This window comes from Sulfitobacter sp. SBS6, from assembly GCF_048285585.1.
GTDB lineage: Bacteria > Pseudomonadota > Alphaproteobacteria > Rhodobacterales > Rhodobacteraceae > Sulfitobacter > Sulfitobacter pontiacus.
This window is the reverse complement of record NZ_JBLWBA010000006.1, coordinates 441,026-461,888: the sequence shown is the minus strand read 5'-3', so window position 1 is coordinate 461,888 and position 20,863 is coordinate 441,026. Positions and strand designations below refer to the sequence as shown.

At 61.8% G+C, this 20,863-nt stretch carries 22 protein-coding genes; 12 read left to right on the top strand and 10 right to left on the bottom strand.

Annotated features, from left to right (window positions below):
• Window positions 1-39: 39 nt before the first annotated feature.
• The 5 genes from ACNQ62_RS11120 (at window position 40) to ACNQ62_RS11100 (ending at window position 5,160) form a co-directional block, all read left to right on the top strand.
• Entirely contained in the window at window positions 40-435 is a 396-nt protein-coding gene (locus ACNQ62_RS11120) for a cytidine deaminase (RefSeq protein ID WP_005849478.1), read from the top strand.
• A gap of 3 nt (window positions 436-438) precedes the next feature.
• The gene (locus ACNQ62_RS11115) at window positions 439-1,743 is read left to right on the top strand and encodes a thymidine phosphorylase (protein WP_037966163.1); all 1,305 of its coding nucleotides are present in this window, start codon (window positions 439-441) and stop codon (window positions 1,741-1,743) included.
• Complete coding sequence (locus tag ACNQ62_RS11110; protein ID WP_418094891.1) at window positions 1,743-2,936, top strand: phosphopentomutase; 1,194 nt, start codon at window positions 1,743-1,745, stop codon at window positions 2,934-2,936. The genes ACNQ62_RS11115 and ACNQ62_RS11110 overlap by 1 nt, the downstream gene beginning before the upstream one ends.
• Window positions 2,937-3,102: 166 nt before the next feature.
• Window positions 3,103-3,744 carry a uracil phosphoribosyltransferase gene (upp, locus tag ACNQ62_RS11105; RefSeq protein ID WP_418094890.1) on the top strand — a complete coding sequence of 214 codons (642 nt, stop codon included), beginning with the start codon at window positions 3,103-3,105 and terminating at the stop codon, window positions 3,742-3,744.
• Window positions 3,745-3,834: 90 nt separating this feature from the next.
• Window positions 3,835-5,160 (top strand): SPOR domain-containing protein, encoded by a 1,326-nt coding sequence (locus ACNQ62_RS11100; protein ID WP_418094889.1) that lies wholly within the window; start codon window positions 3,835-3,837, stop codon window positions 5,158-5,160.
• Window positions 5,161-5,247: 87 nt separating this feature from the next.
• Here ACNQ62_RS11100 and ACNQ62_RS11095 read toward each other — a convergent pair whose 3' ends face one another.
• Window positions 5,248-6,261 (bottom strand): hypothetical protein, encoded by a 1,014-nt coding sequence (locus ACNQ62_RS11095; protein ID WP_037966171.1) that lies wholly within the window; start codon window positions 6,259-6,261, stop codon window positions 5,248-5,250.
• 105 nt (window positions 6,262-6,366) lie between these two features.
• Here ACNQ62_RS11095 and ACNQ62_RS11090 point away from each other — a divergent pair, with 105 nt between their 5' ends.
• The gene (locus ACNQ62_RS11090; RefSeq protein WP_243250610.1) at window positions 6,367-6,891 is read left to right on the top strand and encodes a GNAT family N-acetyltransferase; all 525 of its coding nucleotides are present in this window, start codon (window positions 6,367-6,369) and stop codon (window positions 6,889-6,891) included.
• Window positions 6,892-6,897: 6 nt separating this feature from the next.
• On the opposite strand, the gene ACNQ62_RS11085 is transcribed toward ACNQ62_RS11090, so the two are convergent.
• Window positions 6,898-8,523: an AMP-binding protein gene (locus ACNQ62_RS11085; RefSeq protein WP_418094888.1), complete on the bottom strand. Its 1,626-nt coding sequence runs from the start codon at window positions 8,521-8,523 to the stop codon at window positions 6,898-6,900.
• Between the two features lie 140 nt (window positions 8,524-8,663).
• Here ACNQ62_RS11085 and ACNQ62_RS11080 point away from each other — a divergent pair, with 140 nt between their 5' ends.
• A complete protein-coding gene (locus ACNQ62_RS11080; protein WP_418094887.1) occupies window positions 8,664-9,314 on the top strand; it encodes a sulfotransferase family 2 domain-containing protein in 651 nt (216 codons plus the stop codon).
• Window positions 9,315-9,401: 87 nt separating this feature from the next.
• Here ACNQ62_RS11080 and ACNQ62_RS11075 read toward each other — a convergent pair whose 3' ends face one another.
• The 7 genes from ACNQ62_RS11075 to ACNQ62_RS11045 all read right to left on the bottom strand — a co-directional run bounded on the left by ACNQ62_RS11075 (window position 9,402) and on the right by ACNQ62_RS11045 (window position 16,638).
• Entirely contained in the window at window positions 9,402-11,603 is a 2,202-nt protein-coding gene (locus ACNQ62_RS11075; protein ID WP_418094886.1) for a 3-hydroxyacyl-CoA dehydrogenase NAD-binding domain-containing protein, read from the bottom strand.
• Between the two features lie 27 nt (window positions 11,604-11,630).
• Window positions 11,631-11,930 carry an acetyl-CoA acetyltransferase gene (locus ACNQ62_RS11070; protein ID WP_317938505.1) on the bottom strand — a complete coding sequence of 100 codons (300 nt, stop codon included), beginning with the start codon at window positions 11,928-11,930 and terminating at the stop codon, window positions 11,631-11,633.
• Window positions 11,930-13,141 (bottom strand): acetyl-CoA C-acetyltransferase, encoded by a 1,212-nt coding sequence (locus ACNQ62_RS11065; protein ID WP_353627989.1) that lies wholly within the window; start codon window positions 13,139-13,141, stop codon window positions 11,930-11,932. The genes ACNQ62_RS11070 and ACNQ62_RS11065 overlap by 1 nt, the downstream gene beginning before the upstream one ends.
• A gap of 18 nt (window positions 13,142-13,159) precedes the next feature.
• Window positions 13,160-13,798 (bottom strand): glutathione S-transferase family protein, encoded by a 639-nt coding sequence (locus ACNQ62_RS11060; RefSeq protein ID WP_074634677.1) that lies wholly within the window; start codon window positions 13,796-13,798, stop codon window positions 13,160-13,162.
• A gap of 301 nt (window positions 13,799-14,099) precedes the next feature.
• Window positions 14,100-14,312, bottom strand: coding sequence for a hypothetical protein (locus tag ACNQ62_RS11055; protein WP_005849464.1), 213 nt, complete (start codon window positions 14,310-14,312; stop codon window positions 14,100-14,102).
• Window positions 14,313-14,366: 54 nt separating this feature from the next.
• A complete protein-coding gene (locus ACNQ62_RS11050; RefSeq protein WP_418094885.1) occupies window positions 14,367-16,148 on the bottom strand; it encodes an acyl-CoA dehydrogenase C-terminal domain-containing protein in 1,782 nt (593 codons plus the stop codon).
• An 88-nt stretch (window positions 16,149-16,236) separates the two neighbouring features.
• Window positions 16,237-16,638: a MerR family transcriptional regulator gene (locus ACNQ62_RS11045; RefSeq protein ID WP_037944722.1), complete on the bottom strand. Its 402-nt coding sequence runs from the start codon at window positions 16,636-16,638 to the stop codon at window positions 16,237-16,239.
• Window positions 16,639-16,868: 230 nt separating this feature from the next.
• Here ACNQ62_RS11045 and ACNQ62_RS11040 point away from each other — a divergent pair, with 230 nt between their 5' ends.
• Together ACNQ62_RS11040 and ACNQ62_RS11035 are read left to right on the top strand one after the other, a co-directional pair.
• Window positions 16,869-17,615, top strand: coding sequence for a helix-turn-helix transcriptional regulator (locus ACNQ62_RS11040; protein ID WP_418094884.1), 747 nt, complete (start codon window positions 16,869-16,871; stop codon window positions 17,613-17,615).
• Between the two features lie 98 nt (window positions 17,616-17,713).
• Window positions 17,714-17,959: a hypothetical protein gene (locus ACNQ62_RS11035; RefSeq protein ID WP_005849460.1), complete on the top strand. Its 246-nt coding sequence runs from the start codon at window positions 17,714-17,716 to the stop codon at window positions 17,957-17,959.
• A 119-nt stretch (window positions 17,960-18,078) separates the two neighbouring features.
• Here ACNQ62_RS11035 and ACNQ62_RS11030 read toward each other — a convergent pair whose 3' ends face one another.
• Complete coding sequence (locus ACNQ62_RS11030) at window positions 18,079-18,456, bottom strand: MerR family transcriptional regulator (RefSeq protein WP_005849459.1); 378 nt, start codon at window positions 18,454-18,456, stop codon at window positions 18,079-18,081.
• Between the two features lie 114 nt (window positions 18,457-18,570).
• Here ACNQ62_RS11030 and ACNQ62_RS11025 point away from each other — a divergent pair, with 114 nt between their 5' ends.
• From ACNQ62_RS11025 to ACNQ62_RS11015, 3 genes are read left to right on the top strand one after another with little or no spacing between them, the layout of a single operon-like run.
• Window positions 18,571-18,993, top strand: a complete 423-nt coding sequence (locus ACNQ62_RS11025; RefSeq protein WP_005849458.1) for a PaaI family thioesterase — start codon at window positions 18,571-18,573, stop codon at window positions 18,991-18,993.
• Complete coding sequence (locus ACNQ62_RS11020) at window positions 18,990-19,502, top strand: PaaI family thioesterase (protein ID WP_064217103.1); 513 nt, start codon at window positions 18,990-18,992, stop codon at window positions 19,500-19,502. The genes ACNQ62_RS11025 and ACNQ62_RS11020 overlap by 4 nt, the downstream gene beginning before the upstream one ends.
• Window positions 19,495-20,859 carry an MATE family efflux transporter gene (locus tag ACNQ62_RS11015; RefSeq protein ID WP_260003519.1) on the top strand — a complete coding sequence of 455 codons (1,365 nt, stop codon included), beginning with the start codon at window positions 19,495-19,497 and terminating at the stop codon, window positions 20,857-20,859. The genes ACNQ62_RS11020 and ACNQ62_RS11015 overlap by 8 nt, the downstream gene beginning before the upstream one ends.
• The last annotated feature ends 4 nt before the right edge of the window (window positions 20,860-20,863 follow it).

Here is a 20,863-nt window from a genome sequence, read left to right as displayed (position 1 = left end):
GCGAAAGGTTTTTATAGTTTTGTGAAACTTGGGGGAATTATGACCAGTGATTTGCGACAGCACGCCAGCGCCGTGCAGGAAAATGCCTATGCGCCCTATTCCAATTTCAAGGTGGGGGCCGCGTTGCGCACGGCCTCGGGCGCGGTGTTTGTAGGCTGCAACGTGGAAAACGTCGCTTACCCGGAAGGCACCTGTGCCGAAGCCGGTGCCATCGCCGCCATGATCGCGGCGGGCGAGACGGCTTTTGTCGAGGCCTATGTGATTGCGGGCAGCCCCACGCCTGTCACGCCCTGTGGCGGCTGCCGTCAGAAACTGGCGGAATTCGGTCAGGGGGATGCGCGAGTGACCATGGCGACCCTGTCGGGCGTGGAAGAGGTGATGACCATGGCCGAGCTGTTGCCCGGTGCCTTTGGCCGCGCGCATATGGAGGGCTAAGCCATGGATGCCCGCGCGATCCTGTCCAAACTGCGACACCGGCGGTCGCTGAACCGAGAAGAGCTTGTCTGGTTCGCGATGGCCCTTGCCGATGGGCGGGTCAGTGATGCGCAGGCGGGGGCCTTTGCGATGGGGGTCTGTCAGGTCGGGCTGAGCGATGTGGGCCGCGTGGCCCTGACGCTCGCCATGCGCGACAGCGGGCGGGTGTTCGACTGGGATCTGAACGGGCCGGTGCTGGATAAACATTCGACGGGCGGTGTGGGCGATTGCGTTAGCCTTGTGCTGGCCCCTGCCTTGGCCGCCTGCGGGGCCTATGTGCCGATGATCTCGGGGCGTGGGCTGGGGCATACCGGCGGGACGCTGGACAAGCTCGAGGCCATTCCGGGTGTGAATACCACATTGGACGAGGCGCAGTTTCGCGCCGTGGTGGCCAAGGCAGGCTGTGCGATTGTTAGTGCGACCGACGGTATCGCCCCCGCAGACAAGCGGCTTTATGCAGTGCGCGATGTGTCCTCGACCGTGGACAGCCTCGATCTGATCACCGCGTCGATCCTGTCGAAGAAGCTGGCAGCGGGGCTGGATGGTCTGGTCTTGGACGTCAAGGTCGGCAGCGGTGCCTTCATGAAAGATCTGGCGCAGGCGCAGGCGCTGGCGACGGCGTTGACCAAGACTGCGAATGCGAGTGGATGCCGGACGACGGCGGTTATCAGCGATATGAGCCAGCCCCTGGTGCCGAGCCTTGGGAACGCGCTGGAAGTGGCCGAGGTGATGCGCGTGCTGACGGGGCACAACAAGGGGCCGATTGTCTCGGTCTGTGCGGCTCTTGGGGGGGTGTTGCTGGCCAATGCAGGGCTGGCGGGCGATGTGCAGGTCGGGGCGGATATGATCGTGCAGGCGATCCGGTCGGGCCGCGCGGCGGAACGCTTTGGCGTGATGATCGCGGCCATGGGCGGGCCTGCGAAGTTTGTCGAAAACTGGACGCGGTTCCTGCCCGAGGCGACGATCATCGGCGAGGTCCCCGCACCGAAAACCGGATATGTTACCGCGATTGATGGCGAGGCCTTGGGCCTTGCCGTTGTCGCTTTGGGCGGCGGGCGCGCGGTCGAGACGGACCAGATCAACCCGGCCGTGGGGATTTCGGATGTCGTCCGCCTAGGCGCGAAAGTATCGTCTAAGGGGCCACTGGCGGTGGTTCATGCCGCCCGCGCCGGTGACGCAGAGCGGGCCGCACAGGCGGTGCGCGGTGCGATCACCATCGGCCCGAAGCCGGTCGCCGTGCCGGATTTGATTGTAGAGAGGGTCGGCTGATGGCGCGTGCTTTTCTGGTTGTGATGGATTCCGTCGGTATCGGCGGTGCCCCTGATGCGGACACCTTCTTTAACGGGCGTGTGCCGGACACCGGCGCGAATACCCTTGGTCATATCGCGCAGGCCTGTGCGGAGGGCCGTGCAGAAGACGGGCGCAGCGGCCCTTTGAACGTGCCGCATATGGCGTCGCTGGGGCTTGGCCCTGCGATCGAACTGGCCAGCGGGCTGCATATCGCAAGCCTTGATGACGCCGTCAGCGGCACATGGGGCGCGGCGACAGAAATTTCGCGCGGCAAGGATACGCCCTCGGGCCATTGGGAATTGGCCGGTTTGCCGGTCCCGTGGGAGTGGCATTACTTTCCCGATGTGTCGAAGTCCTTTCCGCCCGCGCTGGTCGCGCAGCTTGCGGCCTTTGCCGGCACGGATGAGATTTTGGGGAATTGCCACGCCCCTGGCACCGCCATTATCGAGGAGTTCGGCGCGCAGCATATCAAGACCGGTTTCCCGATCTGCTATACCTCGGCTGACAGCGTGTTACAGATCGCCGCGCATGAAGAGAGTTTCGGCCTGCAACGGCTGTTGGACCTATGCGAAAACATGGCCCCGATCGCGCATGAGTTGAAAGTCGGACGGGTGATCGCGCGTCCCTTCGTCGGGGATGCTCAAAGCGGTTTTACCCGCACCACCAACCGTCGTGATTTTGCGATCAAGCCACCCGCGCCGGTGCTGAGCAACTGGGTGCAGGACAGTGGTGCCCGTGTTTATGCCGTTGGAAAGATCGGTGACATTTTTTCGATGACCGGTTTTGACGAGGTGCGCAAAGGGTCTGACGAGACGTTGATGGGCCATCTTGGCGATCTGGTCGAGAGCGCCGAAGACGGCAGCCTGACGTTTGCGAATTTTGTGGAGTTTGACAGTCTTTATGGGCATCGGCGCGATGTGTCGGGCTATGCCCGCGCGCTTGAGTGGTTTGATGCCGAGATTGGTAAGCTGCTGGGGCAACTGCGGGACGGGGATCTGCTGGTGCTGACTGCAGATCACGGGAACGACCCGACATGGGTGGGCACCGACCACACCCGCGAACGGGCTCCGGTTCTGGTGGCAGGGCAGGGCGCTGGCAGCTTGGGGCAGATCGGTTTTCGCGATGTCGCTGGGCTGGTGGCGCGGCATCTTGGGGTTACGGTGCCCGACTAAACTCTGTTCGGCGGCGTATCGGTCGGGTGGGGGCCAGCCCCCATCGCGGCGGGGCCGCGATCCCCCCGGAGTTTGACTGGCAAAATGAAGCTGGCGAAGATGCGATGGTTGCGGGGCACGGCTTTTCGGGGCATGAGTTCAGCCAAGTAATATGGAGAGCGCCCCGATGTCCGATATCGTTGAACACCTGACCGTCGTTAATCATCCGCTGGTGCAGCACAAGCTGACAATCATGCGGGATAAAGCCACATCGACCGCGGCGTTCCGCCAGTTGCTGCGCGAGATCAGCCAGCTTCTGGCCTATGAGGTGACCCGCGGCCTGCCGATGACGACCAAGCGGATCGACACGCCGATGCAGCCGATGGATGCACCCACGCTGGACGGCAAGAAGCTGGCGCTGATCTCTATCCTGCGGGCGGGCAACGGGTTGATGGATGGCGTGCTTGAGCTGATCCCGTCGGCACGGGTAGGCTTTGTCGGCCTGTATCGTGACGAGGAAACATTGCAGCCGGTGGAATACTATTTCAAGGTGCCCGAGGGTATGGACGACCGTCTGGTGATCGCCGTGGACCCGATGCTCGCCACTGGTAATTCATCCGTGGCTGCGATCGACATGCTGAAGAAAGCCGGTGCGACCAATATCCGCTTCCTGTGTCTGCTGGCGGCCCCCGAAGGCGTGGCCCGCATGAAAGAGGCGCATCCCGATGTGCCGATCGTCACCGCGGCGGTCGACGAGAAGCTGAACGAGCAGGGGTATATCATTCCCGGGCTTGGTGACGCCGGTGACCGGATGTTCGGGACCAAGTAAGGCGCAAAATGGGCGATCCGGTGATCAGGGTGCTTTACTCTGAAACCGGGATCGCGCATGGTTTATTTACTACATTGTGTGGGGGCGCAGATGAAATTTACTAGTATTGTGGCAGTTGCGGCATTGATGACGACGTTTGGGGCAGGTATTTCCCAAGCGCAAAGCTTTCGCGATCAACCGGCGGAATTCCCATCGGCCTCGTATAAGGGCAAGCAATATGTCGACAGCAAAGGCTGTGTGTTTATTCGGGCCGGTATCGACGGCAATGTGACCTGGGTGCCGCGCGTGTCGCGCAAGCGTCAGGGTGTCTGCGGCTTCAAGCCGACCAATGTGCAGACAGCGGCCAGCGCGCCTGCCGGTGGTGCTGATGCGCCGGTGCAGATCACCGTAAACAACGCGCCCGCCGCGGCCAAACAGCCCACGGTTGCGGCACGCCCTCTGCCACAGCGCAAGGCCAAGCCGGTTGTTGTACGCCAGAAAGCACCCAAGCCGGTGCGCCAGCCGGTGCCACGCTCGGTCGACGTGCCGGCCGCACCGCGCGCGCAAGCGCCGGTGGCGGTGGCGCAGGTGCCGACCACCTGTGCCGGACGCTCTGCCATCAGCCAGCAATATTCCGGGTCGCGGACCAAGGGGCTCGCCGTGCGTTGCGGCCCGCAAACCGCGCCGATCCTGCCCTCCACCGCGCAGGTCGGGGCCGTGGCAACTGCGTCGTCCTATGGGGCAACCACAGGCAGCGTCACAACCACGGCGAGACCCGCAGCGGCGCATGCGCATACGCGGATCGTGCCGAAACATGTCGCGATCAACCGCCAGAACACCTATGCCAACGTCTCGGTGCCCAAAGGATATCGCCCCGTGTGGGAAGACGACCGTCTGAACCCCAAGCGGGCCGAACAGAACCTTGAGGGGCGGTCCAAGATGTTGTTGATCTGGACCAACACTGTGCCGCGTCGTCTGGTCAACCAAAGCACAGGGCGGGACATGACCGCGCGTTTGCCGCTGGTCTACCCCTATACCTCGGTCGAGCAGCAGCGCCGCGAGTTGGGCGAGGTGAGCTTTGCCAAGCGCAACGGCCAACTGGTCAAACGTATCGTCCGTAACAAGAATGCAGCGCCTGCCGCGCGCAAGCCGGTCTACTCCAGCCGTTCGACCCCCAAGCCAGTCACCACAGCCCCAGCGACCCCGCGTGCCGCAGGTAAGACCTATGTGCAGATCGGCGTCTATGGGGACAGCGCGAACGCGCAGCGTGCGGCACAACGTATCGCGCGGATGGGTATGGGCGCGCGCATCGGTAAGTCCATCCGCGGCGGCAAGACCTATCTGTCGGTGCAGGCGGGGCCCTTTGGCGCGTCCGCGGCCCCGGCGGCTTTGGGTAAGTTGCGCGGTGCCGGTTACGGCGATGCCTACATCCGCTGACGCATCCGCACGACAGTGCAGATAAAAGGCCAGTCGGGGCGATCCGGCTGGCCTTTTGCGTTGAAGGTCGGAGTGTGTATCTCTGCCTTAGCCGCCGCAGATATTTTGCAGCCGTAGCCAGTCGGCATCATTCAGCAGAGGGTCGGTTTCCTTGCCGTTCATCGGATCGCCTTCGATCAGGGGCAGCACCGTCTCTCCGGTGATGTCACGGGCTTGCGCGTAAGGAGTGCTATGCAGGCGCTGTTTTTCGAAACGGGCAAGCAGGGCGTCAACGGGCGGTTCCGGCGCGGGTTCGGCCATCAGATGTTCGGCGTAGCGTGTGAGGGCCGCATCCGACACATCGCCGGTGGTCAGCAGGCGGAAGTTTTCGCGGATGCCGATGGTGGCGAGCATATGTTCAAGCGGGTCTGTGACGGCGCGTTTCGCCTGTTCTGCCAGAATATAGCCGCCCGCGATATCTGGGGACTCGTAATCCTCGAACAGGGTCTTGTTCAGCACGATCAGCCCGCCGGGCAGGTGCAGGCTGGGGCGGGTCATGGCGGGCAGCACCACCATCGGATCAGACGACAGCCGCGCGCCGAGCTTTGCCAGCGCCGTGCGCCCGCGGGCGTTGGTACAGGCGGGGCCGGACACCCGTTCGATCTTTTTCAGCAGCGCCGCCCCGATGGAGGCGCGTTTGACCTTGGGCACCACCCGCAGCGTGTGATCTTGCAGCGCGCCCGGCAGCCAGAACAGCGCCACCGCCGCCACCACCAGCGCCGAGGTCAGCACCCCGGCAAAGCGCAGCCGCCCCGGGCGGGGGCGACGGCGTTCGACCACGCGGCGCAGGGTTTCGATGGCGTCGATCATCTCTCCCTCGCTGTCGGGGATTTCCAGCGTTTCACTGGGGTCGCCGTCGGGGTGGAAAATCGCAGGGCGGGTGCCAGGGTTTGACCGCGCCAAAGCCGCCAGTGACCAATGGGTCAGCGCCTGATCCTTGAGGTCGGAAATCACCAGTGTCGCATCGCCGATCGACACGATGACTTCACGACGTTGGGCATCGGGGGCCGAACGCCATAGTCCGGTTGCTTCCAACCGGGCGTATTTGGAAAGGGCTGTCATATCCTGAAGTATAGTGCCTAACTGTTTTGGATAGTTTACCACCTGACACGGGTTGAGCAATGGGTGGACTTAAGACAGCATAGGAGAATTCGAAAGGAGCGTCCCATGCAGATCAAGCCCGCACATCCCGATGATGCCGCCAGACTTGTCGAGATCTGGTATCATGGTTGGCATCAGGCCCATGCCGATGTCGTGCCCCCCGCTTTGACCGCCCTGCGCAGTTTCGAAGAGTTCACGATGCGGATGCGTGTGCACCTTAAGCATACGCAGGTGGTCTGGGTCGAAGGGCAGATCGCGGGGTTCTTCATGGTGGACCATGACGAGATCTACCAGTTCTACGTCAGTGATGCCTTTCAGGGCAGCGGTCTGGCGCAGCAGATGATGGCGGCGACCGAAGCAGAACTAGGGCATGGGCTGAAATGGCTGGCCTGTTCGGTTGGCAACACCCGTGCCGCGCGGTTCTATGAGGCCTGCGGCTGGGTGCAGGCGGGCACGATCCCTTACGAGGTCGAAACCGGCGAGGGGCCGTTGCAGATCGACGTCTGGCGGTATGAAAAACGGCTCGGCCCGCAAGAGCAGGCAGAGGCGGTGATCGTCGCCGATCCGGTCGTCACACAGCGCGCGATGTAGACCGCACTAAAGCCTGGCGGCCTGCGCGCGCAGTTCGAATTTCTGGATCTTCCCGGTCGAGGTTTTCGGCAGCTCTTGAAACACCACGCGTTTGGGTGCTTTGAACCCCGCAAGCGTGTCGCGCGCAAAGGCGATCAGGGCGGCTTCGTCTCCGCGCCGGCCCGGTTTGAGCTCGACAAAAGCACAGGGCACTTCGCCCCATTTCTCGTCCGGCTGCGCGACAACGGCGGCGAGGTTCACATCCGGATGGCCCATCAATACGCCTTCGACCTCGACGGACGAGATGTTCTCGCCGCCCGAGATGATGATGTCCTTGGCGCGGTCGGCGATCTGCATATGTCCGTTTGGATGCTGCACCGCCAGATCGCCCGAATGGAAATACCCGCCCGCAAAGGCCGCGCGCGTGGCGGCGGGGTTCTTGAAATACCCTTTCATCACCGAATTGCCGCGGATCATGATCTCTCCCTGTGTGGCAGCGTCCAGCGGGACTTGGGCCATTTCGCTGTCCATGACGGTGATCTCTTCCATCATCGGCATGGCGACGCCCTGACGGGCCTTGATCGCGGCGCGCTCGGCCCCTTGGGCGCTGTCCCATGCGGGGTCCCACAGACATTCAGTGACATGGCCGTAGGTCTCGGTCAGCCCGTAGACCTGCGTGACGTTGAACCCCAAAGCTTCGATCTTGGACAGGGTGGCAGGGGCAGGGGGCGCACCGGCGGTGAAGACCTCCACCTGATGATCAAAGGCGCGGCGTTCGTCTTCCGTCGCGTTCACCATCATGTTCAGCACGATGGGGGCACCGCCAAAATGGGTCACGCCTTCGTCGGCGATGGCGTCATAGATCGCAGCGGCAGTGATGTCGCGGCAGCAGACCAGTGTACCCCCCAAGAGGGGCATCATCCACGTGTGGTTCCAGCCGTTGCAGTGAAACAGCGGTACGATCTGCATGAACACGGGCCGCATCACCATACGCCAGCTGACCACCGTGCCCATGGTCATCAGATAGGCCCCGCGATGGTGATAGACCACGCCCTTGGGCCGCCCCGTCGTGCCAGAGGTATAGTTGAGCGCAAGGCTTTCCCATTCGTCCTGCGGCATGATCCAGTTGAACGCAGGGTCGCCGGTGGCGATGAAATCATCGTATGTGGTGTGGCGACCCGTTGCCGGAAACCCCGCCGCGGGGTCAGTCACTTCGATCAACAGCGGCGGTGGGCCGTCGAGCGTTGCACAGGCCGCCTCTGCCAGATCGACGAACTGCGTATCGACCAGCAGCACCCGCGCTTCGCCGTGGTCGAGGATGTAGCCCACAGTATCCACATCCAGCCGCGTGTTGATGGTGTTAAGCACGGCACCGCAGGCGGGCACGCCGAAATGCGCCTCTGCCTGCGCGGGGATATTGGGCAGGATCGTCGCCACAACCTGACCCGGTTCAACCCCCGCCGCCGCCAAGGCCGAAGCAAGCTGCGAACAGCGCGCATGGTACTGCGCATAGGTCACCCGATGCGCGCCGTAGATCACCGCCGTCACATCGGCAAAGACATGGGCCGCGCGTTTCAGGTGCGATAGCGGCGTGAGCGGCACGTAATTCGCGGCGCATTTGTCCAACCCGTCTTCGTTCGTCATCCAGCCCATGGCGCACCCTGTCTTTTTTCGCTTTGTCCCGGTTACTATTGCGCAGCATCCCCCGTTTTGGGAAGGATGATAAAAGCAGGGCAGAGGCAGGATATGGGCACGAGCGTAAAGCGGCCAATCACAGATGCGGCGGGGCGGTCATGATCATCAGCCGCGGGCGCAATTATATCTTCGTGCATATCCCCAAGACCGGAGGTACGTCCCTTGCGCTCGCGCTGGAAGCACGGGCGATGAAAGAGGATCTGATGCTGGGCGACACGCCCAAGGCGGTCAAGCGGCGCAAGCGTCTGGCAGGGGCGGCGTCGGCAGGACGGCTTTGGAAACACGCGACCCTCGCCGATATCGAAGGCGTGGTCACCCGCCAAGAGATTGCCCGGATGTTCACCTTTGCGCTGGTGCGTAACCCGTGGGACCGGATGGTCAGCTATTACCATTGGCTGCGCGCGCAGGGGTTCGATCATCCCGCCGTGGGGCTTGCCAAGTCGCTGGCGTTTGACGCCTTCGTGCAGACGCCTACCGTGCAGGGCAGCCTTCTGGCCTCTCCCTACGGGTCATATCTGCGTGACGGGGCAGGCGAGGATCAAAGCAACCTGTTCATCCGGATCGAGCATTTCGCGCAGGACGCACAGCCGCTGTTCGACCATCTGGGCTTTGATCTGACGTTGCCGCATGCGAATGCGTCGGACCGCGCGGCGGACTATGGGGACTACTACACCCCTCAAACCCGCGACCTGATCGCCACGACCTGCGCCGAGGATATCGCGCGTTTCGGCTACAGTTTCGACGGCTGAGAGCGCGGGCGGTACATCACCCAGCAAAGCAAAACGGCCAGCAAGATCTGCTGGCCGTTTCCGTTTTCTCTATCGGGCGTTGCCGTCTCAGGCGGCTTTGGCGTCCGGCCCGAAGCGACCATAGAAGGTCTGGTTCTTCTCGGCCATTTCACGCAGCAGGTCAGGGCATTTGAACCGCTCGCCGAACTGCGCTTCCAGCTGGTCACAACGTTCCGCGGCATAGGGCGTGCCGATGATGTCGAGCCAGCTGAACGGGCCGCCGGACCAAGGCGCAAAGCCCCAGCCAAGGATCGCACCCACATCGCCTTCGCGGATGTCTTCCAGCACGCCTTCTTCCAGCGCACGTACAGCTTCGAGCACCTGAACGAACATCAGTCGGTCCTGCACATCGCGCAGGTCTGGCTGTTCCTCGGCCAGCGGGAACTTGTCGTGCATCCCCTTCCAATAGCCCTGACGCTTGCCCTTTTCATCATAGTCAAAGAAGCCCGCGTTCGCCTTGCGGCCCAGACGACCCAGATCTTCCATCCAGAAAATCAGATCATCCGCTTGGCTGGCAGGATAGGCATTGCCCATGGCCGCCTTGGTCGCGCGGGCAATCTTGGCCCCCAGATCGATCGAGGTCTCATCGGTCAGCTGCACCGGCCCCACAGGGAAGCCCAGAAGCTGTGCCGCGTGATCGACGAGTTGCGGTGCCGCCCCTTCGGTGATCATCCGCGCGCCTTCGTTGGCATAGGGGATGATGCAGCGGTTGGCATAGAAGAACCGCGCGTCGTTGACCACGATCGGCGTCTTGCGGATCTGACGCACATAGTCGAGCGATTTGGCCACCGCGCGGTCGCCAGTTTCGGCCCCCTTGATGATCTCTACCAGTGCCATTTTCTCGACGGGCGAGAAGAAGTGGATGCCGATGAACTGATCCGCGCGGCTGGACGCTTTGGCCAGCTCGGTGATCGGCAAGGTCGAGGTGTTGGAGGCAAAGATGCAATCCTCGGGGATCACGGCTTCGACCTTTTTGGTCATCTCGGCTTTGACGGCAGGGTCTTCGAAGACGGCTTCGATGATCAGGTCACAGCCTTTCAGCGCGTCCAGATCGGTGGTCGCGGTGATCAGATCAAGGGCGGCGGCTTTCTTTTCCTCGGTGGATTTCTTGCGCGCGATGCCCTTGTCAAAGAAGCTGGCGGAATAGGCTTTGCCCTTGTCGGCGGCTTCTTGGGTCTGGTCGATCAACACGACCTCGATCCCGGCTTGCACGGACACAAGCGTGATGCCCGCACCCATCATGCCAGCCCCCAGAACGCCCAGTTTCTTGACGCGCTGATCGGCAACACCTTCGGGACGTACCGCGCCTTTTTCCAGCGCTTCCTTGTTCAGGAACAGCGACCGGATCATGGCAGAGGAGGACGGGTTCAGCAGGATGTTGGTGAACCATCGCGCCTCGATCTTCAGCGCGGTATCAAACGGCACTAGCGAGCCTTCGTATACGGCGCTCAGCAGGGCCTTGGCCGCAGGGAGGGCACCTTGGGTCTTGCCGTTGACCATCGCATTGGCCCCGACAAAGGTCATGAAGCCTGCAGGGTGATAGGGGGCACCACCGGGCATCTTGTATCCCTTGGCGTCCCAGGGTTTCAGAATGTCCGCATCCTTGGCATTCAGCACCCATTCTTTCGCGGCGGCTACCGGATCAGCGACAACTTCGTCGATCAGACCGGCAGATTTCGCGGCGGCAGGGGCAACCATCTTGCCTTCCAGCAAGAAGGGCGATGCGGCCATCGCGCCGAGTTTGCGCGCCAGACGGGTGGTGCCGCCCGCGCCAGGGAAGATACCGACCATGATCTCGGGCAGACCGATACGCGCCTTGGGGTTGTCGGCGACAAAGATGCGGTGCGTGGCCAGCGGCAGTTCAAGCCCGATGCCCGCGGCAGTGCCGGGAAGGGCAGAGGCAATCGGCTTGCCGCCCTTGTTGGTCTTGGCGTCCATGCCCGCGCGTTCGATCTTGCGCAGCAGGGCATGCATTTTCATCGTGCCGTCAAACAGCCCCTGTGCGGGGTCGTCCCCTGCGTCTTCGCGCATCTTGGCGAGCAGGTTCAGGTCCATACCACCGGCAAAGGACCCGTCCTTGCCAGAGGTGATCACGGCCCCCTTGATGGCGTCGTCGGACAGGACCGTGTCGATGATGCTGTCCAGCTCGGACAGGCCCTCGATCGACATGACGTTCATGGATTTTCCGGGCACGTCCCAGGTGATGATGGCGACGCCGTCGGCGTCTGTCTTCATGGTGAAATCGGTCATTTAAATCTCTCCCTGATTTGGAGTGTGTTACGAGCGCTGAGGCGTATAGTCAGCGAATTTTTCAAGCAGTGAGCGGATCAAGGCGATGGTGGCTTCGGGGCCTTTGTCGCAGTCTTCCTCGCTTAGCAGTATCCGTTTGAAGTCCTTAAAGCGCTCGCGGTCATAGCTGTCGCTTGGATCGTTGCGATGCTTGAAGAACAGCGGCGGCGTGGCCTGATACAGGCGCACATATTGCCCCCCGCGTTCTTCTGCGAGCTTAAGGTCCCTCAGCCCACGCCGCGCTGCCAGTTCGGCCACGGCGTGGAAAGGATGCGGCTGGTCGCCCATCAAACGCGCTCGATGATGGTGGCGGCGCCCATGCCGGAGGCGATACAAAGCGTGGCCATCCCGACTTCCTTGTCCGAACGCTCAAGCTCGTCCAGCAGCGTGCCGATGATCATCGCGCCGGTGGCCCCCAAGGGGTGACCCATGGCGATCGACCCGCCGTTCACGTTGACCTTGCTTTCATCGACGTCGAACGCCTGCATGAAGCGCATGACCACAGCGGCAAAGGCCTCGTTGACCTCGAACAGATCGATGTCGTTGATGTTCATGCCATTGTCGGCAAGGATCTTTTCGGTCACAGGAACAGGGCCGGTCAGCATGATGGTCGGGTCGGTTCCGATCTTGGCGGTGGCACGGATGCGCGCGCGTGGCTTGAGACCGTATTTCTCGCCGAATTCCTTGTTCCCGATAAGGACAGCCGCCGCACCGTCCACGATGCCCGAGGAGTTCCCCGCGTGGTGGATGTGGTTGATCTTCTCGAGGTGCGGATATTTCATCAGCGCGACCTTATCAAAACCCGGCATGACCTCGCCCATTTGCTGGAACGCAGGGGTCAGCGACCCAAGCGACTGCATGTCGGTCTGGGGGCGCATGTATTCGTCATGGCTGAGGATCGACAGACCGTTCTGGTCCTTGATCTCGATCACGGATTTATCAAAGCGCCCTTCGTCCCAGGCTTTCTTGGCACGCTGCTGCGACTGCATCGCCAACTTGTCGGCCTCGTCACGGGTAAAGCCGTATTCGGTCGCGATGATGTCAGCCGAGATACCCTGCGGCACGAAATACCGCTCCATCGCGAGCGAAGGGTCAACGGCAATCGCAGCACCGTCGCTGCCCATGGCCACGCGGCCCATCATTTCAACGCCACCGGCGATATAGCCCATGCCCGCGCCGCCGCGCACTTGGTTGGCGGCAAGGTTCACAGCTTCCATGCCAGAGGCGCAGAAACGGTTGATGGCAAGGCCGGGGATGCGCTCATCCAGATCGGATGCCAGCACGGCAGAGCGCGCCAGACAGCCGCCCTGTTCCATCACCTGGGTCACGTTCCCCCAGATCACGTCCTCGACGGCGTGGCCTTCAAGGTTGTTGCGCTCTTTCATCGCATTGAGCGTCAGCGCGGACAGGCGCAACGAAGTCAGCTCGTGCAGGGCGCCGTCTTTGCGGCCCTTGCCACGCGGGGTGCGCAGGGCGTCGTAGATATATGCTTCGGTCATGTGGTGTCTCCCTTTGGGTCAGGCGCGGTCAGCAGGGCTGCCGGGCATCAGGTCGTAGGGGGCTTTCCAGCCCGGTGTGTCGCTCAGACGCGTGAGCCACGCGTCGATATGGGGCCAGTCCTTGCGGACAAAGCCGAAAGGCTCGGGGTAATACAGATAGCCGCAGCAACTCAGATCGGCGTTGGTGATCCCGTCGCCGACAATCCAGTCGCGGCCGTTCAGATGGTCGTTCAGCACGGCATAGGCAGCAGACAAACGCCCCTGCATAAAGCCGATGACTTCTTTGGGCTGCTTGTCTTCGGGCAGGAAGTTCATCAAAAAACGCGTCATACCGGCGTTCGAGCTGAGCTTGTGGTTGTCCCACAGCACCCACCGCAGGATCTCTCGGCGCTCTTCGGGATTGCCCCCGCCGAATTTGCCGGATTGTTCCGAGACATAATCCTGGATCACGCCGGATTGGGTCAGACGGATGTCACCATCAATCATCACCGGCGCTTCGCCCATGTTATTGATCGTCGTGCGGTAATCCTGCGTGCGGGTTTCGCCGCCGAAGAAATCAACTTTCACCGGCTCCCAGTCGAGCCCCGACAGCTGCAGCGCAAGCGCCGCCTTATAGGCGTTTCCGCTTTCGCCGAAGCAATGCAGTTTGATGGTCATCTGAACCCTCCCTCAAGTCCTGTGTGTCGATGGTCGTCCCGGGGGGGTTTCACACCCCCACACCCCCGTGGAGTTTATCCGGCAAAATGAAGATGCGCGGGTTTGCGTTAATCAGTTACTAATCATCCTGTCGTATTCAACCCCCGCGCGGCAGGCTGGAGAGCTGAGCCGCGTGCAAAGTGAAGCCCTGCTTTGGTCGTGCTGATCGCAGGATCAGGGCAGGGTGTTTGCGCTTCATTTTGCCCCTTAAACTCTCCCCGAAGGGTCGGGTTCGGCAGGGCGTTCGGGGTGTGGTGCTGTGCTACCTCTTTCGTCCGTCCAGTTCCGCGTTGAACAGCCGCAGTCGCGCGGTCAGGTTCTCTTCGTCGATCACGCTGTTGAAGTTCTCGAAGAGAAACGACAGCGCTTCGCCTTCATCCAATCCGGCCTCTGCCGCGAATTTCTTCAGGCGGCGGTAGCCGTCTTCGGTCATGGCGACAGGGAAGCGGCGGGTCAGGCGGAAACGTTTGGGCATCGGGCGTCCTTTCAGTCAGCATCGGGGTGGGGGATGTCCCCACCCCGGTGCAACCTAGAAGTTTGCCGCGTCCAGCGCCATCACAGTATCCGCGCCGGTTTCGATCCGCTTGAGGTGCAGCGAAGTCGCGGGCAGTTGACGGGCCATGTAGAAACGGCCGGTTGCCAGCTTGGTCTCGTAGAAGGACGCGTCGCCGGTGCCATCTTTCAGCGCTTTCTTTGCGGCCAGACCCATTTTCGCCCACATCAGGCCCAGACAGACATGCCCGAACATATGCATGAAGTCATTCGACCCCGAGAGCGCGTTGTTGGGGTTCTTCATGCCGTTCTGCATGAAGTACATGCCCGCCGACTGAAGGTCTTTGCTGGCCGCCTTCAGCGGCTCCATAAAGCTGGCGTCGAACTCGGCGTCCTGGCCCGCGTTTTCCTTGATGAAGGTCTTGACCATATCAAAGAAGGCCATGACGTGTTTGCCACCGTCCTGCGCCAGCTTGCGGCCCACGAGGTCCAGCGCCTGAACGCCATTGGCCCCTTCGTAGATCATGGCGATACGGGCGTCGCGGGTGAACTGGGACATGCCCCACTCCTCGATATAGCCGTGGCCGCCATAGACCTGCTGCGCCTTGACCGTCATGTCATAGCCGATGTCGGTCAGGAAGCCTTTGATGACGGGGGTCATCAGCGAGACAAGCCCGTCGGCATCCTTGTCATCGGCGCGGTGCGCCGCGTCGATCAGGCTGGCCCCCCAGAGGATGAACGCCCGCGCCCCTTCGACAAAGGATTTCTGCTCCATCAGGCTGCGACGGATATCGGGGTGGACGATCAACGGATCGGCAGGCTTGTCGGGGTGCTCTGTCCCGGTGACGGCACGGCCTTGCAGGCGGTCCTTGGCGTAGGCCAGTGCGTTCTGATAGGCCACATCGGCCTGCGCCAGACCTTGCATGCCGACGCCCACGCGGGCTTCGTTCATCATGGTGAACATCGCGCGCATGCCTTTGTGTTCGTCACCCAGCAGGTAGCCGACCGCGCCGTCATAGTTCATCACACAGGTAGAGTTGCCGTGGATGCCCATCTTCTCTTCGATGGAGCCGACGGACACCGCGTTGCGTTCGCCAAGCGAGCCGTCTTCCTTGACCATGAACTTGGGCACGATGAAGAGCGATACGCCCTTGATACCTTCGGGGCCGCCTTCGATCTTGGCCAGCACCAGATGGATGATGTTATCGGCCATGTCATGTTCACCGGACGAGATAAAGATCTTCTGGCCGGTGATCTTATAGCTGCCGTCTTCCTGTGGCGCTGCCTTGGTGCGCATCAGGCCCAGATCGGTGCCGCAGTGGGGCTCTGTCAGGTTCATGGTGCCGGTCCATTCGCAGGACACCATGTTGGGCAGATATGTATCTTTTTGTGCGTCAGAGCCGTGGGCGAGGATCGCCGAGGCCGCACCGTGGGTCAGGCCCTGATACATGGTGAACGCCTGGTTGGACGCCGAGAACATCTCGCCCACGGCGGTGCCGAGGATATAGGGCATGTTCTGGCCGCCGTATTGCTCTGGCATGTCCAGACCGGTCCAGCCGCCTTCCTTGACCTTCGCAAAGGCGTCCTTGAACCCTTTGGGGGTGTAGACGACGCCGTTCTCCAGACGGCAGCCTTCCTGATCACCCACCACGTTCAGCGGAGCGAGGACTTCGGAGGTCAGCTTGCCTGCTTCTTCCAGAATGGCAGAGGTGAAATCCGCCTCAAGCTCGTCGTAACCGGGGGTGGACGACGCGGTGACGTTCAGCACGTCGTGCAGGACGAATTGCATATCCTTGATCGGGGCGGTGTAGCTCGGCATGTGGTGTTCTCCCTTGGCCATCTGGCCGTCGTTTGGTCAGTATATCTAGGTCGGTGTATCAGGTGTTCGGGTGCGCCGGACTGCGGGCCTATTCTGCCGCGTTGCGGGCGCTGTTGATGGAGGCGATCATTTTCTCCCCCCATTTCAACTGGTTCTGCAGGTCGTCGATGGCGTTGTTCAGATCCTCGCGCTGTGCTTCGAGGTCGGCCAGACGTTCGCGCGCGATGTCATAGGTGCGCGCCAATTGGGTCTGTTGCTGGTCGCCCATGTGGTACAGGTCCAGCAACTGGCGGATTTCTTCGAGGCTGAAGCCAAAGCGCTTGCCACGCAGGATCAGTTTCAGCCGCGCACGGTCCCGTTTGGTAAACAGGCGCTTTTGTCCCTGACGTTCGGGGAAAAGCAGTTCTTTCGCTTCGTAGAACCGCAAGGTGCGCGGGGTCACATCGAAGGCGGTGCACATCTCGCGGATGGTCATAGTAGTGTTGGACATATCAGTTACTCGCTATTCTATCACTGCTGTAGAACGGTCAACTTCACCTAAACTGGGAGCGGTATAACCCAGAAACAAGCTTACGTAACTTGGACGCTACGTCAAACATTTGCTTTACGTTGAGTAAATCTGCGTAACCCGGCGAGGATTTTCCCGAGGCAGTCATTGATAGGTATCTCGCGCCGACTAAGTGGTGTGGGGGAGCAAGTTTTATCGGCCGGGGGGGCGATATGTCCGAGGATATGGATCCGCGATTATTCACAGAGTGTCTGCGCGAGGTCAGCAGCGTTTCGGCGCTATGGCTGCTGGTGCAACGCTTTGCCAAAGCGCAGGATTTTCGCACGGTCACCTATCACAGTATTGATGTGCAATCGCTTGGGGACTCTAGCTTTGGGGCTGTCGCGATCGGTATCCCGGCAGAGTTTCACCGGATGTATACCGAAGAGCACCTGTATCTGGACGATCCTTTTCCCTCCTTCGCGGCCTCACAGATCACCCCGTTCTTCTGGCGTGACCTGCCGCAGCTGACCACCTTGACCGAAAAGCAGAAAGCCTACATGAACAGAGCGAGAGAATTTGGCTTTGCCGATGGGCTGGTCTGTCAGGTCTTTGGGCCACAGGCGCGCAATGCTTTGGTCAGTATCGGCTTTCACCCCGACAGGCCGCGCCCGACTGATGCAGAGGTTCTGGACCTGCACGTCGCCAGCCAGTTTGCCCATATGCGGTTTTGCGCGCTTGTGGCAGGCCCTGCTGCACCCAATCGGCGCTTGTCCCCGCGCGAGCTGGAATTGCTCCGTTGGATCGCGCGCGGCAAGAGCAACACCTCGATCGCGCAGATCATGGGGGTGTCGCGACACACGGTCGATACGATCATGCGGCGTCTGTTTGGCAAACTGGATGTGACCGACCGGACTCGCGCGGCGGTGCGGGGGCTGGCCTTTGGCCTGATCGACCCGTCGCTGGATAACCTTTCGTAATGCAGGGAGCGTGACCGGATGTCGCGCACTTACGGGACGTGCGCATCACCTGTCGGACGCATAGTCGTGGCGAATTCTCAACTGTAAGTGGACAGGCCGTGGCGCAGAACAAACCCCCGAAACCCTCAACAACACCGAATACCTATGATCTTGCACAAGGGCCGGTGATTTCCGCGTCTTCTGCATCGCGGGGGCTCAAGGATGCGGCCAAGCTTGTTGAAGACGTGGCGTATGAATTTGCTGCCTGTCTCGACGCTGATTCACTGTCGGAGCTGATTGTGACAGCCGCAGACCTGACCCGTCTTTCCGATGTGATGGGTCGGATGGCCGCGCGACAGGCGTAAGCCAGCCCGCATCGCATCGATTTCTCATACCATAGCTTGATGCTGCCAACGACGGCACCCTCCAGCCAGCGGCTGTCAGATATGGTAGCGCCCCGTAAACCCAAGGCGCTACACAAATATCAGTCGCGCTTGGCCAATGCGGCCTCTGTATCGTCGCGCGATTTTTGCAGCTCTTCGATGGCTTCGTCCAACTGCTTGCGCTGTTCTGCCAGCTCTCCCAACTGGCGGTCCGCGCTCACGACCCACGCCCGCATTTGCGCTTCGGTGCCTTCGTTTTCATAGATCAGCAGCCACTGGCGGATGCCTTCCAGCGAATACCCGAACTTGCGTCCCCGCATGATCAGCTTCATGCGGGCGATTTCCCGCGCGCCATAGCTGCGCGACCGGCCTTCGCGCTCGGGGTGGAGCAGTTCAATGTACTCGTAATAGCGCAACGTGCGCGGCGTGACGTCAAACTCCGCACACATTTCTTTAAAGTTCAGGCGTTTGTCTGTCATCTTGGTCTCCTCAAGTTCGGAAACTATGCGGTTCACTTTCCAAGCGCAACACTGGGGTTGCTCTTGCTTGGCCGCTCGGTTGATATGGGGGGAATAACGCCAAGGAAGTAAAAAATGTCAGACAAACTTCGCATCGCCAAGCAGTTCATCGCGGCGCTGCCTTACAGCGGTGCCCTGGGGATGGAGCTACAAGAGCTGGACGGTGGCGTCGCCGTGATCGACATGCCCTATGATGAACGGCTGATCGGCGATCCGCGCACAGGTGTCTTGCATGGCGGGGCCGTGTCGGCGTTGATGGATACCTGCTGCGGGGCCGCGGTGATGAGCCACCCCAGCAATCCCGGCGGGACGGCGACGATTGATTTGCGCATCGAATATCTGCGCGCGGCTGTGCCCGGCCAACGGATCACGGCGCGGGCGGAATGTTATCACGTGACGCGGAATGTCGCCTTTGTGCGCGCCACGGCACAGGACGAAGAAGACGGCAGCCCGGTCGCCACCGCCACCGGCAGTTTCACGGTGGAGGGCAAACGATGAGCACACGGAGCAAACCAGAGGCGGTACAGGTCGTCAAAAAGCGTCGCGATGCGGCACTGCGCGCGCTGGTCGACGGCGTGCCCTACATCAGCTTTCTGGGGATCGAGTTCGACCGCCGCGGCGACGAGCTGACCGGCGTTCTGCCGTTTTCCGACAAGCTGATCGGCAATCCGCTGTTGCAGGCGCTGCACGGTGGGGTCACGGCCTCGTTCCTTGAGGTCACGTCGATCATCACGCTCAGCTGGGAATACCTGTGGGAGGATCTTGAATCCGGTGCGCTGGCCGTCGACAAGATGGATGCAACGCATTTGCCACGACTGCCCAAGACCATCGACTTTACCGTCGATTACCTGCGCTCGGGCCTGCCGCGCGATGCTTATGCGCGCGCGCGGATCAACCGGTCGGGGCGGCGCTATGCCTCGGTGCATGTCGAGGCATGGCAGGACAACCGCAGCAAGCTTTTCGCGCAGGCAACGGGCCATTTCCTGATGCCCCAACGCCGTGACTGACGCGATTCCCAAGGGCGAAGTCAGCGCCGTCGCCCAAGGCAAACTATCCGCGAAAGACGTGGTGACCCACCGCCGCGTGCTGAATATCGCCATCCCGATTGTTATCTCCAACGCCACCGTGCCCATCTTGGGCGCGGTGGATACTGGCGTCGTCGGGCAGATCGGGTTGGCGGCCCCTATCGGAGCCGTGGGCATCGGCGCGATCATCCTGTCATCGCTCTACTGGGTATTCGGATTTCTGCGGATGGGCACCGTCGGGCTGACCGCGCAGGCGGCAGGCAACAACGACGCGGCAGAGGTTGCGGCACTGCTGACACGCGGGCTGCTGATCGGCGGGCTGGCGGGCCTTGCGCTGGTGATGCTGCAGATACCGCTGTTCTGGGCGGCGTTTCAGGTTTCTCCGGCCAGCGCAGAGGTCGAAAACCTCGCCCGGTCCTATATGGGGATCCGCGTCTGGTCCGCCCCGGCGGCTATTGCGATATACGCGATCACCGGCTGGCTGATCGCGCAGGAACGCACCCGTGCCGTGCTGGTGGTGCAACTGTGGATGAACGGGCTGAATATCGCGCTGGACCTGTGGTTCGTGCTGGGGCTCGGCTGGGGGATCCAGGGCGTCGCCATCGCGACCTTTCTGGCGGAATGGTCGGGTGCGGCGCTTGGGCTGTGGTTCTGCCGTGCGGCTTTTGGAGTGCCCGCATGGCGGGACTGGGCGCAGGTGTTCGACGGGCCGCGCTGGATCAACATGATGAAGGTCAACGGCGACATCCTTGTGCGGTCGCTTCTGTTGCAGGCGGTGTTCGTCTCGTTCCTGTTTCTGGGATCGGGGTTGGGGGATGTAAAGCTCGCCGCCAACCAGGTGCTATTGCAATTCCTGATGATCACGGCCTTTGCGCTCGATGGTTTCGCGTTTGCGGCCGAGGCGCTGGTCGGGCGGGCCATGGGCGGCAAGCAGCGTGATGTCCTGCGACGGGGCGCGGTGCTGACCAGCGGCTGGGGTCTGCTGGCCTGTGCCTTGATGACCGTGGGCTTCGCATGGGGCGGGGGCATGATCATCGACCTCATGACCACGGCCCCGCTTGTGCGCGCAGAGGCGCGGGTGTTCTTGCCCTATATGGTCGCGGCCCCGCTGCTGGGGTGGGCGTCATGGATGCTGGACGGGATCTTTATCGGGGCCACGCGGTCGCGGGACATGCGCAACATGATGGCGGTGTCTTTTGTGATCTACTGTGCAAGTGCGGCGCTGCTGGTGCCGTGGCTGGGCAACCACGGGCTGTGGATTTCGCTGCTGGTGTCCTTTGTCGCGCGAGGGGTCACGCTGGCGCTGCGCTACCCCGCGTTGGAGCGTGCGGCGGGATAGGCCC

Coding starts and splice junctions, on each gene's coding strand:
- ACNQ62_RS11090 (WP_243250610.1), top strand. CDS start 6,367: ATGCAGATCAAGCCCGCACATCCCGATGATGCCGCCAGACTTGTCGAG.
- ACNQ62_RS11025 (WP_005849458.1), top strand. CDS start 18,571: ATGTCAGACAAACTTCGCATCGCCAAGCAGTTCATCGCGGCGCTGCCT.
- ACNQ62_RS11070 (WP_317938505.1), bottom strand. CDS start 11,930: ATGGGCGACCAGCCGCATCCTTTCCACGCCGTGGCCGAACTGGCAGCG.
- ACNQ62_RS11075 (WP_418094886.1), bottom strand. CDS start 11,603: ATGACCGATTTCACCATGAAGACAGACGCCGACGGCGTCGCCATCATC.
- ACNQ62_RS11020 (WP_064217103.1), top strand. CDS start 18,990: ATGAGCACACGGAGCAAACCAGAGGCGGTACAGGTCGTCAAAAAGCGT.
- ACNQ62_RS11120 (WP_005849478.1), top strand. CDS start 40: ATGACCAGTGATTTGCGACAGCACGCCAGCGCCGTGCAGGAAAATGCC.
- ACNQ62_RS11060 (WP_074634677.1), bottom strand. CDS start 13,798: ATGACCATCAAACTGCATTGCTTCGGCGAAAGCGGAAACGCCTATAAG.
- ACNQ62_RS11045 (WP_037944722.1), bottom strand. CDS start 16,638: ATGTCCAACACTACTATGACCATCCGCGAGATGTGCACCGCCTTCGAT.
- ACNQ62_RS11040 (WP_418094884.1), top strand. CDS start 16,869: ATGTCCGAGGATATGGATCCGCGATTATTCACAGAGTGTCTGCGCGAG.
- ACNQ62_RS11100 (WP_418094889.1), top strand. CDS start 3,835: ATGAAATTTACTAGTATTGTGGCAGTTGCGGCATTGATGACGACGTTT.
- ACNQ62_RS11095 (WP_037966171.1), bottom strand. CDS start 6,261: ATGACAGCCCTTTCCAAATACGCCCGGTTGGAAGCAACCGGACTATGG.
- upp (WP_418094890.1), top strand. CDS start 3,103: ATGTCCGATATCGTTGAACACCTGACCGTCGTTAATCATCCGCTGGTG.
- ACNQ62_RS11065 (WP_353627989.1), bottom strand. CDS start 13,141: ATGACCGAAGCATATATCTACGACGCCCTGCGCACCCCGCGTGGCAAG.
- ACNQ62_RS11080 (WP_418094887.1), top strand. CDS start 8,664: ATGATCATCAGCCGCGGGCGCAATTATATCTTCGTGCATATCCCCAAG.
- ACNQ62_RS11115 (WP_037966163.1), top strand. CDS start 439: ATGGATGCCCGCGCGATCCTGTCCAAACTGCGACACCGGCGGTCGCTG.
- ACNQ62_RS11030 (WP_005849459.1), bottom strand. CDS start 18,456: ATGACAGACAAACGCCTGAACTTTAAAGAAATGTGTGCGGAGTTTGAC.
- ACNQ62_RS11050 (WP_418094885.1), bottom strand. CDS start 16,148: ATGCCGAGCTACACCGCCCCGATCAAGGATATGCAATTCGTCCTGCAC.
- ACNQ62_RS11085 (WP_418094888.1), bottom strand. CDS start 8,523: ATGGGCTGGATGACGAACGAAGACGGGTTGGACAAATGCGCCGCGAAT.
- ACNQ62_RS11110 (WP_418094891.1), top strand. CDS start 1,743: ATGGCGCGTGCTTTTCTGGTTGTGATGGATTCCGTCGGTATCGGCGGT.
- ACNQ62_RS11055 (WP_005849464.1), bottom strand. CDS start 14,312: ATGCCCAAACGTTTCCGCCTGACCCGCCGCTTCCCTGTCGCCATGACC.